A 14,021-nucleotide genomic window follows, 5' to 3' on the forward strand; every position below is an offset into this window, starting at 1 on the left:
AAACTGAGTGTTGCCCTATTGTCCCACACCACAACGCTGGCGTCAGCCCGAAAGCACCGCCGTAGTAGCTGAAATCCTCTGACCTGGCAAATCACCGCGTGATGAAATTTACGCAATGTCGCAGTTATTTATGATTTGTCATAAATATATCACACAGATGCGGTAAAAATTCTGCGCTGGCCGAATTCAGATAGATATTGAATACAGCAAAAAATCTTCTACTCGCGTCTTTTTAAATAAGAGAAACAGGGCAAAAATATGAAACGTAATCTTCTGGCAATCCTGGTACCGGCTTTATTAGTTGCCACTACGTCACATGCAGCAGAAATTTATAACAAAGACGGTAATAAACTTGATTTATATGGAAAAGTCAAAGCACTGCATTACTTTTCTGATAATAATAAAAGTGACGGCGATAAATCTTACGTGCGTTTTGGTTTTAAAGGTGCCACCCAAATTACTGACCAACTGTCCGGTTATGGCCAGTGGGAATATAACATTGCCGCTAACTACGCAGAAAGCCAGGAAACAAAAGACAATAAGACACGTTTAGCTTTTGCTGGTTTACGTTACGGCAAATTAGGTTCAATCGATTATGGCCGTAACTACGGTGTGTTATATGACGTGGCAGCCTGGACCGATATGTTGCCTGAGTTCGGTAACGACAGCTACACCAGAACCGATAACTTCATGACCGGTCGTACTACCGGTGTGGCTACTTATCGCAACACTGATTTCTTCGGTCTGGTTGATGGGCTGAAATTCTCGCTACAATACCAAGGCAAAAACGGCAGCGAAGCCGATAGCAATAACGGCCGCGCAGATGCCACCAAACAAAATGGCGACGGTTTCGGTTTGTCTTCCAGTTATGAAATTGGTGCTGGCGTGAGCGTGGCTGCTGCATATGCTTCTTCTAACCGAACTACGGCGCAGAAGAACGGCAACTTTGGTAAAGGCGATAAAGCTGATGCTTGGACAACGGGTCTGAAATATGATGACAACGGTGTTTATTTGGCCGCAACCTATGCTGAAACCCGTAATATGACCCCTATCTCAGGTACGGCAACCATTAATAATGTGTCAACTGGTGTAAGTGGTTTTGCTAATAAAACTCAAAACGTAGAATTAGTGGCACAATATTTATTTGATTTCGGTTTGAAACCATCGCTGGCGTATGTTCAATCTAAAGGGAAAGATATCGAAGGGATCGGTGATACTGATCTGGTTAAATATGTTGATATCGGTGCGTCTTATTACTTCAATAAAAACATGTCCACCTATGTTGATTATAAAATTAACCAGTTGAGTGATGATAATAAACTGAAACTTAATACTGACAACGTTGTTGCGGTTGGTTTGGTTTATCAGTTCTAAATTTTTCGCCTTAGTATGACCCTCATTAATTTACTGTTTGAATGCTTCATTGTGAATTTATTACCTGTTATTACGCCGGGATAACTCCCGGCTTTTTTTGTTATTTATACTCTAATTAACTATTCACTTTGCTGAGTAGTCACGGCCAATAACCAGATATCTCGCCGCGCTTCAGTTACCGCCCCTTTGCGCTTCGCCCCTTCCTTGCTCGGCATAACAGTAAAGTCGGCTTGTTTGATCCACCGCTGATAGCGATTCTCGCCTAGCGCTTTATCTGCCTGAACCATCAGTGGTACCAACCGCACTCCCATGTGATCAAGACTGCGATAGGGCCACTTTGTCTGTTCATCAGAATAGGGAGCCATAAAATCAAGCGCTTTAATCAAACTACTGCCATTCGGTGTTTGATAACGCCACAAGTCGATTTGCACTTTATCCGCCAACTGCGCCATCAGCGTCGCCGCCTGCAAACTGAAATAACTGTAATGAAAAGAACGGGTCCGCGCCAATTCCAGGGGTTGCGAGCCTTCCGCAGCGAGTTGAGTATCCAGTTTGGTTTTCAATAATTCAGCCATCTCGGTAACCCGTTGTGGTTGTTGCAAATACCAGGCAATTCCAGCCACCTGGACTGTGTACCAGTTACCGTGATTATTCTGCGCCGCCGCCTCTTTTTTACCTGCCGGGCTGTGCTGTAGCCAGTGTAAGTATCCCGTCATCCACTGTTGCATCTGCTTTTCATCTTGCGCCGTCCAACGTTTATTCTGCCGCAACATAATCAGTGAATCGACAATACGAGTGGCAAAGTAGCGTCCATCCAAAATACCAGTGCTACGTCCCGCAGCAATACCCGGCACGCCCTGAGCATAATCGAGGTTCGGGTTCATGCGCGTTTGCGGGTTGATAAACCAGGTTCGAATCATGCTAATCGCTTTATCAGCATATTTCTGCTGGCCAGAAAAATACCAGGCCAGCGTCAACGCCTGTACCTGAGCGGTAAAATCAGCCAGACGCACCCCGTCGCTATCCGCATTTTTACTGGCCGGATTTATCTGCCCATCTTTGCGCATCCAAGGTAACCCATCACTTTTTTGGCTATCAGGCCACCAGTAGGCACTAAGACTGAGATAATCATGTTTCGAACCACTGGGCGGCATAATACTCTTGTCTGTGACACTTTGATCGGGCCGTTGCAGCGCTTTATCCGCCTGCTGTAATAACTGCTGGTAAGCCCGTATGGTCTCCTTTGGCGCCTGGTTTTGCGCAATACTCTGCTGGTTATGCTGCAATTCACTGGCAGACAAAAAAGCATAGTCACTGTTTAGCGAATTACTCTGCGCTGCATCGGCAAACGGGATTGCGAGCAAAATAAATAGCACCATCAACCCGGCGTATCTCCGCACCGGATTTAGTGTTCGAAAATCAAACCGGCGAGTGATTGGCAAAGCTGTTGATGTCATAAGTAATTCACCTTATCTGATAATTAACAATATAAGCATCGGATTTTATGCATCATGCCTGAAGCAACCTTAGCTTGCATGGGAAGCACTGAAACTATCAGTTGTTTATTAACTCATCAGTTATTATATTCAAGAATAACTCACTGTTTTTGCGTAAATTTCAGACGAAAAATTAAAACGTAAAAAAATGATAAAAACCTTTGCTAATGGCAGCTATTCTCATGTTTACTGATACCTCGATGTTTCACCGCTCCCTTTTTTATTGAATAATTATGCTTAAGCAAAATAGCCGTAATCTGTGGTTGCTGGTTGGTTCACTTTTCACTTTATACTTCGTTTGGGGTTCGACTTACCTGGTCATACGTATCGGGGTAGAGAGCTGGCCCCCATTGATGATGGCTGGCTTACGTTACCTGATTGCGGGTGTATTGCTGTTCAGCTTTTTAGCCATTCGTGGTCACGCCCTGCCCACATTCCGCCAATGGCTGGGCGCCAGTGCGATAGGTATCTTATTATTGGCTATCGGTAATGGGCTGGTTACCATCGCCGAACATCAACATGTTCCCTCAGGGATTGCCGCCGTCATGGTGGCGACTGTTCCACTATTCACTTTGTGTTTCAGTATGTTATGGGGGATGCGTAACACAAAACTGGAATGGTCTGGGATTGCTCTCGGGTTGGTAGGTATCATCTTGCTCAATACTGGTAGCAACTTATTAGGTAATCCGGTGGGGGCAATGTTGATATTATTGGCCTCAGCCAGTTGGGCATTTGGCTCGGTCTGGGCTTCACGGCTGGCGCTCCCCAGTGGTGCCATGTCCGGTGCCGCACAGATGCTGGTTGCAGGTGTGGTGTTGTTACTTGCCAGTACGCTAAGTGGTGAACAACTGGAACAAATGCCGACCATGGGTGGCATTATCTCGTTACTTTACCTGATTGTTTTCGGCTCAATGCTCGCCATTAGCGCTTATATGTTCTTGCTAAAAAATGTGCGCCCGGCGGTCGCCACCAGTTATGCCTATGTGAACCCGGTTGTTGCGGTGTTGCTCGGTATTGGCTTTGCCGGTGAAAGTTTATCAACTACTGAATGGTGTGCATTAGCGGTGATTGTTTCTGCGGTAATATTGGTCACATTGGGGAAATTTCTGTTTAAGCCTCGTTAAGCTGCAACGGCCGACGTGTTTATTTTATCCAGAATATAGATGCATCAACCATGTAACATGGTTGTTTCATTCAGTGAACAGATTATAATTCCCTCTGTTTCGATAAAAAGTGAAAAAATTATGCTAAGAAAAGCACTCATTATCCTGATTGCGATAATGGCACTGAGTTCATTAGGTGGCGTTTTTCTCGCCGGGTTGAACATCTATACTCGTTCAACCACCCCACATGAAACTGAAACGACCGAATCCTCCCCACTGTCTGATATTGGCCCTGCGGGCTTATCCAACAATGGTCAGGAATCACCGTAAGCGCCCATCCAATCGCGGCATCGTTGTTGCAAAAAAGTCTGTAAACCCCTGACCCGCTCTGACACCTGCGAGCGGTGGGGGCACAATAGATTTAAGGGTAAGACTTCGCCCTGCCAGCTTGGCAATACCTGAACCAAACGCCCTGACCGGATATCATCGACTACATCAATAGCAGCCTTATTGGCAATACCCAACCCCGCCAGTGCCCAACGTCGCGCTATCTCACCATCATCACTGACGTATTCACCGGACATCGTTACCTCTTGTTCTTCCCCCTGTCGCATTAACCGCCATTGGTTATAAAGTCGACCATTGCGCTGATATAACACCGAATGATGGTCGGCCAATTGAGCTGGTGTCTGCGGCACGCCGTAACGGGCAAGATAGGCAGGGCTGGCACATAACATACGCCGATGTTGAGTTAGAACGGGCAATGCCACCAAGCTGGAATCGGTAGGCACCCCGAAACGCAAAGCAATATCTACCGGTTCGCGGAAAAGATCAGCGTGGCGGTCGTTGAGTAACAAATGCAATTGAATATGCGGATGTTGTTGTTTGAAATCATTCAACCAATCGACTAATAAATTACGGCCAAAGTCTGAAGGGGCTGAAAGTTGTAATACTCCAGATAAGCCCGTCATTTTTTTCTGAATTGCCTGTTCTCCCTCAACTAATGCCCCTAACGCAATACGTGCACTATCAAGATAGCTGGCCCCTGCTTCTGTTAGGCGCAAACTGCGAGTTGAGCGGACCAACAAACGCACACCCAGTTGAGACTCCAGGCGTTTTACCGCAATACTGGCTGCTGCGGGTGTGATATCGAGCCGACGAGCAGCTTCAGACAAACTACCGCAGTCAACCGTTCGAACAAAAACATCCAGATCACTAAATGAGATCATTAGTAAATTTCCTTTACAGGTGATTGTCTTTTTAGTCGATTGTTAGACAACTTTCAATAGATGACTATAGATGAAGAGTGAAACCCTTATTTAAATACAGGACTCATTATGGACATCACAACGTTATCTCAGCATCAATTCAGTTCTCCACTCAATCAACAAAAACTGGTTATTCTTGGGGGCAACAGGGGTATTGGCGCAGCCGTGGCTTATGCCGCCATCAGTCGAGGTGCCAAAGTCGTCTTGGTTTCGCGCCGTTCGGCAGGCTCACAATCTATCGATCACGATAGTGCTATGTGCCGCTTATCTGCTGATATGACTGATGCAGAATCACTCAAGCGTCTGTTTGCACAGATCGGAGCCTTTGATCACTTGGTTATTACCGCCGGGCCTGCGGTGCAAGCACACGCTTTGGCGGACACCTCTTTAAGCGAAGCTCAGGAAAATTTTGATGTAAAACTGTGGGGAGCACTGCGGGCGATACAATCAGCTTTACCTTATCTGCACCAACAGGGTTCGATAACCCTGACGTCAGGTTTGTTGTCACGTAAGTTTGTCAGCGGCCAGTTCATCAAAACAGCTATTAATGCTGCATTGGAAGCAGTCGGTAAGCAGTTAGCCAAAGAACTGGCCCCACGACGGGTCAATGTAGTCAGCCCAGGCGTAACCGCCACTGAAGCTTATAATAGTATGAGTAATGAGCAGCGACAGGCTATGTTTACAAAAATGGCAGCCTCACTACCTGTCGGTCGAGTCGGCCAACCGGTTGATATTGCGGGTGCCTTTGTGTTATTGCTGGAAAACAGTTTTATGACCGGTAGCGTGATTGATGTTGAAGGTGGCGGCTTGTTGTAATTGATATCACTTAGTTTTTCTATTGAGCCATACACGGGGCAATGACTGCCTCGTGTACTGAACAGTAAAGTGCTTATCTCAGCGATTGCTTCAGCAGGAGCTTGGCTTGTTTACTCACACTAATAACACGTCTTATCAAAGTGTTATTACTCCTGCAGAGAACGCTTTTTCTTGCATCCTTCTAATTACGTCATAAGCCGAAATTGGTAAAACACTAAATGATTTTATTAATAACCTATCTTTGGCAGACGTGGCTTCAGGAGAATTAACGGTAGCCGTAATAGCCTGGCGGATCTGGGTAAGCTGTTGTGCTGAAGTTGACAATGAAGTGATAAGTGGCAGACCAGGAGCCGCGTCGGTTTGCGCTATTATTTTTAATCCGGCAACGGCTGAGGGATTGGCCCGCTGTAATAGTGCAAAACTGACACAATCTATTGCGGCAATATCGGCCTGTCGCTGTTGGATCATCGAGATCGAATGATAATGCCCGCCAGAGGCCAAACTGTGAGAAAAAAAATGCCCATTGATCGCCAATGGTGCAATTAAAGCACGTAGTGCATTGTATCCAGACTGAGAATCCATACTGTTATAGGCAACTATTCTATGGCGAAAATCTGCCAGTTGTTGGCCTTTTTCATCAGCACGGACCACAACCAAACTACGGTAATATTCCCCCGAACAGTAAGGTGATTGATAGCTAAATACCCCAATCAATTGCACCTGCTGTTGCAATAACGTCACTAGAGGAAAACCGCAGGTTTGGCTCAACAGCAAATTAGGATCACGCCAATGTTGCAGTAAATCAGTAGGCCAGATGAGTTGATCACTTATCCCTGGAGCACCATCTACCCCTATAACCCCATGACGGTGCAGTTGTTGCGATAATAACCGCCAAAAAGGCAAAACATCCTGCGGCTCGACACCATACATAGGAAGTGAAATTAGCATAGGCACCTGTTACTAATCAGAGCGCAAAACAGCCAAAACATTAATCGTGCCGGTCTATCGGAAGAGATTGTAATTCCCGCCAACGTGACAGCCGCCTGGCCCAACGAGCAAAAATCATATCCGTAATAATAGCCAATAGTGCGACCACAACCGCCCCCTGGATAACGTAAGCCGTATTAAAACCGCTAAGTCCGATAATGATCGGAGAACCCAAGGTTTTCGTCCCAACAGTTGATGCTATTGCGGCAGTACCTATATTGATAATGACCGAGGTTCGGATACCTGCAACGATAATAGGTGCTGCCAGTGGCAATTCAACCTGCCACAAAATCTGCCGGGCACTCATTCCCACCCCTTCTGCCACCTCATGAATGCCGCGGGAGACAGACTCGATACCGGTGATGGTTCCTTGTAAAATCGGCAATAAACCATAAAGCACCAAAGCGATAATGGCGGGTTTTTCACTAAATCCCATCACCGGTACGGCAATAGCCAGCACCGCCACCGGTGGAAAAGTCTGCCCCATAGCAACAACGGTTTCCACCACTGAGCGAAACTCTTTCCCCATGGGACGTGTCACAGTAATACCCGCAATCACTCCTATCAAAACAGCGATAACACTGGAAACCAGCACCAATAAGACATGAGCAACCACCAGTGACCAGAATGTATCTTGCAGGTAGACAGGCCGATCGAGATCAGGAAATAACGCGGCAAAGAAACCGTGTAGAGAGGTCATACCAAAAACCAAACCGGTCAACAGCAGCAGCGCCCAGCACAGAGGGTCTTTTAGCCAGCGCAGTACATCGGACACTACCCATTTAAACGCTTTCTTTGTTGGCTTATAAGTATGGGCCGTATCACGGGTATGAGCGGTATCAGGTTTCACACGCTCCCCTTATCTGCCACCAAATCAGCAAAATAAAGCACACCTAGTGATTGCCCATATTCATCAGCCACCGGCAGTTTATCGGTCTGACGAGACACAAACAGGGAAAGCGCCTCGCGCAGGCTGGTAGTACCGAGAATCGGCGGCCCTATCAACGTTTCACCGCGCCTGACCCGTTGTTCAGCCCACCCCAGTGATAACAGCTTAATTCCGAGATCACTACGACCAAAGAAATCACGAACAAAATCATTGGCGGGTTGAGCTAGCATTTCAAGAGGCGTTCCCTGCTGAATGACTCGGCCTTCATCCATCAGAACTATGCGATCAGCCAGACTCAACGCCTCATCAATATCATGAGTCACCAGCACGATAGTCCGACCCGATAATTGATGAATACGGGTAATTTCAAACTGGAGTGCCGAGCGCGTCACCGGGTCTAACGCGCCAAAGGGCTCATCCATCAATAAGACTTCAGGATCTGCTGCCAAGGCACGAGCGACACCGACACGCTGTTGCTGCCCACCAGACAATTGATGAGGATAGCGGTGGAGAAATTGTTCTGGTTCCAGATGCAGTAGCTCAAGTAATTCGATGACGCGTTGGCGAATACGGTCCTGGGGCCATTTCAACAACTGTGGCACAGTGGCAATATTGCGCTCCACCGTCCAGTGTGGAAATAAACCTATCGATTGGATGGCATATCCCATCCGCCGCCGAATATCTTCAGGTTTATAGTTACGAATTTCTTCACCAGCAAAATGAATCTCCCCCTCATCATGTTCAATAAGGCGGTTAATCATTTTTAATGTGGTCGATTTACCGGAGCCAGAGGTACCGATGAGTACAGTAAACTCACCCTTGGCTATCTGCAACGTCAGATTATCGACCGCTCGTTTACCGGCAAAATATTTACTTACCTGATGGAAATGAATCATCGACGTGAAGTATCCATAAAAATAACCATAAATTTAAACAGCGAATCAACCACAACCGCCATCACAATCACGGGGATAACGCCAAGCAGCACGAGATCCAATGCGCTGCTAAGCAAACCTTGGAACACAATCGCTCCTAACCCACCCGCACCAATCAATGCAGCCACGACAGCCAGCCCTACTGTTTGTACCGCGACAATGCGGATACCGGATAAAATAAGTGGCATCGCAATAGGTATTTGCACCTGAAAGAACAACTGGCTGCGAGTCATCCCCATACCTCGGGCCGACTCGACAACACTGTCAGGCACCGACTCTAGCCCTGCGACCACATTACGCACTAATGGCAACAATGCATAAAGCACCAACGCGACAATAGCCGGGGCCAGGCCGATACCGCTGACACCATGCTCTGCCAACCAGGGAAGAGCCGCAGCCAGCCCCGCTAAAGGTGCAATTAGCAGGCCAAATAAGGCAATAGATGGAATGGTTTGAATAATATTCAATGTCGAAAAAATGGTGCTTTGAAAATGACGAGAACGAAAACAGAGTAAGCCGAGTGGGACCCCCAAAAGGGTGGCGGGTATCAATGTTACGAGTAAAATCTGAAGATGTTGCCATAGCGCATCATTAAATACGTCTTGCCGGTTAACGTACTCTTTCATTAACGATAGTTGATCCAACTGCCCCATCATGAGCAATATCACTACCGGCAGAAGCAGTAAGACATTAGCCACACTGCGCCACACAGGGTTAACAATGGCACGAGATAAGCTATCGACGGCAATCAATAGACTCATCCCACTCATCAGCCAGAACCCTCCACCTAATGAGGTACGTGCCAGACTCTCGCCACCTCCGGCAAGCTGTATGGCGGTCGTGCCAGCCAATAACAACAAACCCAAAAGCAGCAACTCGGCAAATAATACTGTTAGCCAATACAGCACGATATTTTGTTTTAAGAACGCAAAAATAAGCAGGATCAGAATAGGAATTAGCACTGCCCCATTTGATCCACTTATCAGCGATAACAACGAGATCCCTTGCCCGGAAATCAATCGGTTAGGTGCATGGCTCACAAAAGACAGCCCAGCACCTGATAAAACCAATAAAATAGCCAGTACTAGCAGGACCCGGTTTTTGACAGCCATAAAAATCCATCTCCATGACAGGTAACCTTTGTTGTAATAACGAGTGACCTGTTTCTTTGATAGCGCTATAAATCAGATGCCTACAGCGCCATCTCTGACACCCACCACTATCCTTTAACAAACCCTTTCTCTTTCAGATAATTAGCTGCCACTTTTTTCGCATCCTGACCTTCAACCGCAATGCGGGCATTCAGTTTTTGTAGCGTCGGCCCATCAAGGGTAGCAAATACAGGATTGAGTAAAGCAGGTATCGTTGGATGCGCTTTCAGTGTGGCCTCACGAATGATCGGCGTCGGCGCATAAATAGGTTGCACACCCTTAGTGTCTTCGAGTGTTTGTAAGCCTAAAGCAGCAACCGGGCCATCAGTGCCATACGCCATGGCAGCATTAACACCAGAGGTCTGTTCTGCCGCAGCTTTAATCGTCACCGCAGTGTCACCACCGGCTAATGATAACAATTGGTCTTGATTCAATTTAAAGCCGTAAGCTTGCTGGAAAGCAGGCAAGGCATCTGGCCGTTCAATAAACTCGGCGGAGGCCGCTAATTTGAATTTACCACCAGCATTAATCCATTTCCCCAAATCCTCCAGCGTTTTCAAGTTATTCGCTTGGGCTAAATCCTGGCGTACTGCAATGGTCCATGTATTGTTCGCTGGAGCAGGTGAGAGCCACACCAGTTTGTTCTTCTCGTAATCTAACGCTTTGACTTTTTCATAGCCTGCTTTCGCATTTTTCCAAGCGGGATCTTTTTCATCCGAGAAGAAAAAAGCCCCATTACCGGTATATTCAGGGTAAATATCAATCTCACCCGCAGTGATAGCACCACGCACTACTTTGGTGGTGCCCAATTGTGATTTATTGGTGGTTTTTATCCCGTTAGCATCCAGTACCTGCACAATAATATTGCCCAGCAATGAACCTTCAGTATCAATTTTTGAGCCAACTCGGACAGTATCTGCGGCCTGTGATATACCGGTTGATGCCGTTAGCACCATTGCCGCCAATGCAAAAATCCGGCCACGGGTTAGGGTCATTGCCATGCTTACCTCTCATGTGCTCAAGGGTGAGTTAACGTTCATTCTTGCATACTTGTAGTAGCTGAATGTTTACAGGGTGTGCGGCCAAGACATCTTTAACAGATGAGTAACCATATTAGATTTAGTCCAAAACAAACCAAATAACCAATTGATATTAAATATATTATTAGCGTTACATTAGGCTTGTAGGTTTGTATCTATAATACGTAACAGTTTGATAGCTAAGTATTTAAGCTGTGTTGTAACAGCAAAATTTTCAGTTAAGATTACATGAAATACTGTATATAACAACAGCAATTTTCAAATAACAGAAGAGATCGCTAAGAATTTTTTCACCTGAATCCATAGCCGTTTTAACCTCAGCGGGCTGATTTAGGTTGATTCAGAATGCTGGCTACTACTTTTAATCACACCATACCGCTCTTCTGCCGCAACAGTTTTATTCTCACAATCGTAAAATGGGTGTACTTCTATTTCCAACGCAGTAAAAGCAAATGCGTCAAACCATTGAGTATAGCCGTTCACGACAAATTGCCCGCTGCGCTGCTGATATTGAACGCGGTTTTCCAGATAAATCTGGCGTAACCCGTACCAAGGTAAGGCTGGCAAATCATGATGCACCAAGTGGTAATTGAGGTTTAGAAATAACAGACGCCATGGCCATGCAGCTTCATTCAAGGCTGAGCGCGCCGAACTCTCTGGCGCTGCACGATGTTCAAAAAAAGATCTTACTTTAGTCAGACTAAGTGCCGGATAGCTAATCGCCAGTAGGTAGAAAACGGCAGAAATACCATAACCTGCCATCCAGTGAAGTAACCCGTAAAGTAGCCCTAAATGAATCAGCCACATGAATATGGCCGAGCGATCGCCGGAAATAAAAGCCCGGGCTGCGCTGCGAAGAGTATTAATGATGTCTAGTGATGGCCCGAGGGCTAGCCGCCCCACAAAGGTGTTACTCGCACGTATAATACCTTTGAGTAATATGTGGAAGTATTGCCATTGTGTTGCCGTGTAGTAATAGCACTCTGGATCTTTTTCTGGGTGAGTCAAATCCTCATCGCGGTGATGTTGAATATGAGAATCACGATAAAGACCATAGGGGTACCATACCGCCAGTGGCAAAGTTCCAAATAGCTGATTTACCCTCCGCCAACGGGTTGGATGGCCGTGAATCAACTCATGTTGCAAAGACATATACCACGCACTCAACAAGATCAGCAGAACACTTCCCATCACTGGCCCTAATTGCTGCCAATGAATAACACCAACAAACCACCCAGTGTAAATGACACCGATCAATATCCAAGTAGGGATCTCCAGACGCCATAGCCAAGAACGGGACAACTGCTTTACCTTTGCCCGTTGCTGCTCACTAAGATAATGAGCAGTAGTTGTCGCGTGATTATTACGTTTAGTGTCAGCAGTGGGCATATTTAAAACTCATACATGGCCTAATTCGGGCCAGTATCAGCTAAATGATGCTCACCACTAACTAACTTAAGGTGCTATGTAAATCTGAGAATTAGATAACCTCTCTTCGCATTGACATTGTAGAAATTAAAAATGTTAGCTGTAGCTGAATGGTCAATCTGTTAAGACATTTACCCAGCATCGTTCCTCGGCAGAAACGGCAATAGCATCCAATACTTTCGATACTTTCCAACCTTCTTCAAAATCCGGCCACATACGGTCATCGGCAGCAATGCCGTTAATCAAATCGCGGATCTCAACCGTTTTTTGATCGTTAAATCCAATACCATGTCCTGCACTGACACAAAAAGCCGCATAGTCTGGATGCTGTGGCCCTATAAGTAATGTTTTAAACCCTTGTCTGGCCTGTGGATCATCATGGCGATAGAACTGTAATTCCGCCATGCGTTCTTGAGAATAACTGATCGCACCTTTAGTGCCGGTGATTACATATGTCAGCCCCATTTTACGGCCACAAGCAATCCGTGAAGTTTCTATGGTCCCCATAGCACCATTGCTAAAATGCACCAATGCACTGGCTTGATCTTCATTCTCCACCGCAAGAAGCGATGAGGGATCTTTCGGGTCAGGGCGCCGTCTGATGATAGTTTGCATATCGCCACAGACACGGGTGATATCGCCGACCAGATAATGAGCCATATTAACAATGTGTGCGGCTAAATCCCCCAAGGCCCCCAGACCTGCCTGCGCCTTGGTACAATGCCAGTCCAAAGGTGTGAGTGGATCAGCCAGATAATCTTCATTATGAGTACCATAAAAATGCACGACCTCACCAATCTCACCGTTTGCAATAATTTCTCGCGCTAACTGACTCGTTGGATTTTTCATATAATTGAAGCCTACCAACGTTTTTACCCCTTTTGCACGTGCAGCATCGACCATTTCTTTAGCATCGGCAGCACTCAGCGCCAGTGGCTTTTCTGAATAAACATGTTTGCCGTGGCTAATTGCTGCTAGAGCCATCTCCTTATGCAAGAAATTTGGTGCACAAATATCCACCACATCAATATCAGGATCGGCAACCAATTCGCGCCAATGGGAGGTAGATCGGGAAAAACCAAATTCTGCAGCACGTTTTTGAGCCAATTCAGGAGTCACTTCTGCCAACATCTCTAATACTGGCTGACCCTTGAGTGGAAAAACAGTCGCAACCTGCGCGTAAGCAATGGCGTGGCAACGGCCGATATAACCAGTACCAATAAGGCCAATTCGAACTTTTTTCATTTTATTCCCCTTACCTGTTTATAAATTAAAGCCCCGATAAGGTAGCTTTACTTGCCACTGGTTATACGAAATTAAAATTTCACCATCAAGTCAATATGAAATTAAAAGTTATTTTTGCGAGGCGCTACGAAGAAAAGGGTTAAGCTAATGAAAGCTTACATAAGCAGGATGCTTCTATCAGAACGCAGTTCACAGATTGAATTCCAAATTCAATTAATTAATTATATATTTTCATTATGTAATTTATTGAATAATAAATTTCAATAAATGCGAAGCGTCACGCATCATG

13 protein-coding genes are annotated in these 14,021 nt (G+C 46.0%); 4 read left to right on the plus strand and 9 right to left on the minus strand.

Annotation, left to right across the window (positions count from 1 at the left end; all coding sequences use genetic code 11):
- Positions 1 to 258: 258 nt before the first annotated feature.
- Entirely contained in the window at positions 259 to 1,374 is a 1,116-nt protein-coding gene (gene ompF2, locus V1953_RS14260) for a porin OmpF2 (protein ID WP_372558412.1), read from the plus strand.
- A 119-nt stretch (positions 1,375 to 1,493) separates the two neighbouring features.
- Here the strand turns inward: ompF2 and V1953_RS14265 are convergent, their stop codons facing one another.
- A complete protein-coding gene (locus V1953_RS14265; protein ID WP_442851070.1) occupies positions 1,494 to 2,831 on the minus strand; it encodes an alginate lyase family protein in 1,338 nt (445 codons plus the stop codon).
- Between the two features lie 272 nt (positions 2,832 to 3,103).
- Between V1953_RS14265 and yedA the strand changes: the two genes are divergently transcribed.
- Both yedA and V1953_RS14275 read left to right on the plus strand, forming a co-directional pair.
- Positions 3,104 to 3,994, plus strand: a complete 891-nt coding sequence (gene yedA, locus V1953_RS14270) for a drug/metabolite exporter YedA (protein ID WP_442851071.1) — start codon at positions 3,104 to 3,106, stop codon at positions 3,992 to 3,994.
- 120 nt (positions 3,995 to 4,114) lie between these two features.
- On the plus strand, positions 4,115 to 4,303 hold the full coding sequence (locus V1953_RS14275; RefSeq protein ID WP_032815427.1) for a hypothetical protein: 189 nt from the start codon (positions 4,115 to 4,117) through the stop codon (positions 4,301 to 4,303).
- Here the strand turns inward: V1953_RS14275 and V1953_RS14280 are convergent.
- The gene (locus V1953_RS14280; RefSeq protein ID WP_372568887.1) at positions 4,288 to 5,202 is read right to left on the minus strand and encodes a LysR family transcriptional regulator; all 915 of its coding nucleotides are present in this window, start codon (positions 5,200 to 5,202) and stop codon (positions 4,288 to 4,290) included. The two genes, V1953_RS14275 and V1953_RS14280, sit on opposite strands and share 16 nt — an antisense overlap.
- 108 nt (positions 5,203 to 5,310) lie before the next feature.
- Between V1953_RS14280 and V1953_RS14285 the strand changes: the two genes are divergently transcribed.
- On the plus strand, positions 5,311 to 6,057 hold the full coding sequence (locus V1953_RS14285; protein ID WP_083159462.1) for an SDR family oxidoreductase: 747 nt from the start codon (positions 5,311 to 5,313) through the stop codon (positions 6,055 to 6,057).
- A 135-nt stretch (positions 6,058 to 6,192) separates the two neighbouring features.
- On the opposite strand, the gene V1953_RS14290 is transcribed toward V1953_RS14285, so the two are convergent.
- The 7 genes from V1953_RS14290 to V1953_RS14320 form a co-directional block, all read right to left on the minus strand.
- Entirely contained in the window at positions 6,193 to 6,987 is a 795-nt protein-coding gene (locus V1953_RS14290; RefSeq protein WP_193784829.1) for a phosphate/phosphite/phosphonate ABC transporter substrate-binding protein, read from the minus strand.
- Between the two features lie 58 nt (positions 6,988 to 7,045).
- Positions 7,046 to 7,744, minus strand: coding sequence for an ABC transporter permease (locus V1953_RS14295; RefSeq protein WP_442851330.1), 699 nt, complete (start codon positions 7,742 to 7,744; stop codon positions 7,046 to 7,048).
- 146 nt (positions 7,745 to 7,890) lie between these two features.
- The gene (locus tag V1953_RS14300) at positions 7,891 to 8,829 is read right to left on the minus strand and encodes an ABC transporter ATP-binding protein (protein WP_442851072.1); all 939 of its coding nucleotides are present in this window, start codon (positions 8,827 to 8,829) and stop codon (positions 7,891 to 7,893) included.
- Positions 8,826 to 9,980 (minus strand): ABC transporter permease, encoded by a 1,155-nt coding sequence (locus tag V1953_RS14305; protein WP_442851073.1) that lies wholly within the window; start codon positions 9,978 to 9,980, stop codon positions 8,826 to 8,828. Before V1953_RS14305 ends, V1953_RS14300 begins: the two co-directional genes overlap by 4 nt.
- Before the next feature lie 107 nt (positions 9,981 to 10,087).
- On the minus strand, positions 10,088 to 11,020 hold the full coding sequence (gene osmF, locus V1953_RS14310) for a glycine betaine ABC transporter substrate-binding protein OsmF (protein ID WP_083159470.1): 933 nt from the start codon (positions 11,018 to 11,020) through the stop codon (positions 10,088 to 10,090).
- Between the two features lie 369 nt (positions 11,021 to 11,389).
- Positions 11,390 to 12,448 carry a fatty acid desaturase gene (locus V1953_RS14315; RefSeq protein WP_083159472.1) on the minus strand — a complete coding sequence of 353 codons (1,059 nt, stop codon included), beginning with the start codon at positions 12,446 to 12,448 and terminating at the stop codon, positions 11,390 to 11,392.
- Between the two features lie 153 nt (positions 12,449 to 12,601).
- Complete coding sequence (locus V1953_RS14320) at positions 12,602 to 13,732, minus strand: Gfo/Idh/MocA family protein (RefSeq protein ID WP_442851074.1); 1,131 nt, start codon at positions 13,730 to 13,732, stop codon at positions 12,602 to 12,604.
- Positions 13,733 to 14,021 lie beyond the last annotated feature (289 nt).

The sequence above is a fragment of the Yersinia sp. 2541 StPb PI genome (assembly GCF_052217145.1).
Classification (GTDB): domain Bacteria; phylum Pseudomonadota; class Gammaproteobacteria; order Enterobacterales; family Enterobacteriaceae; genus Yersinia; species Yersinia enterocolitica_E.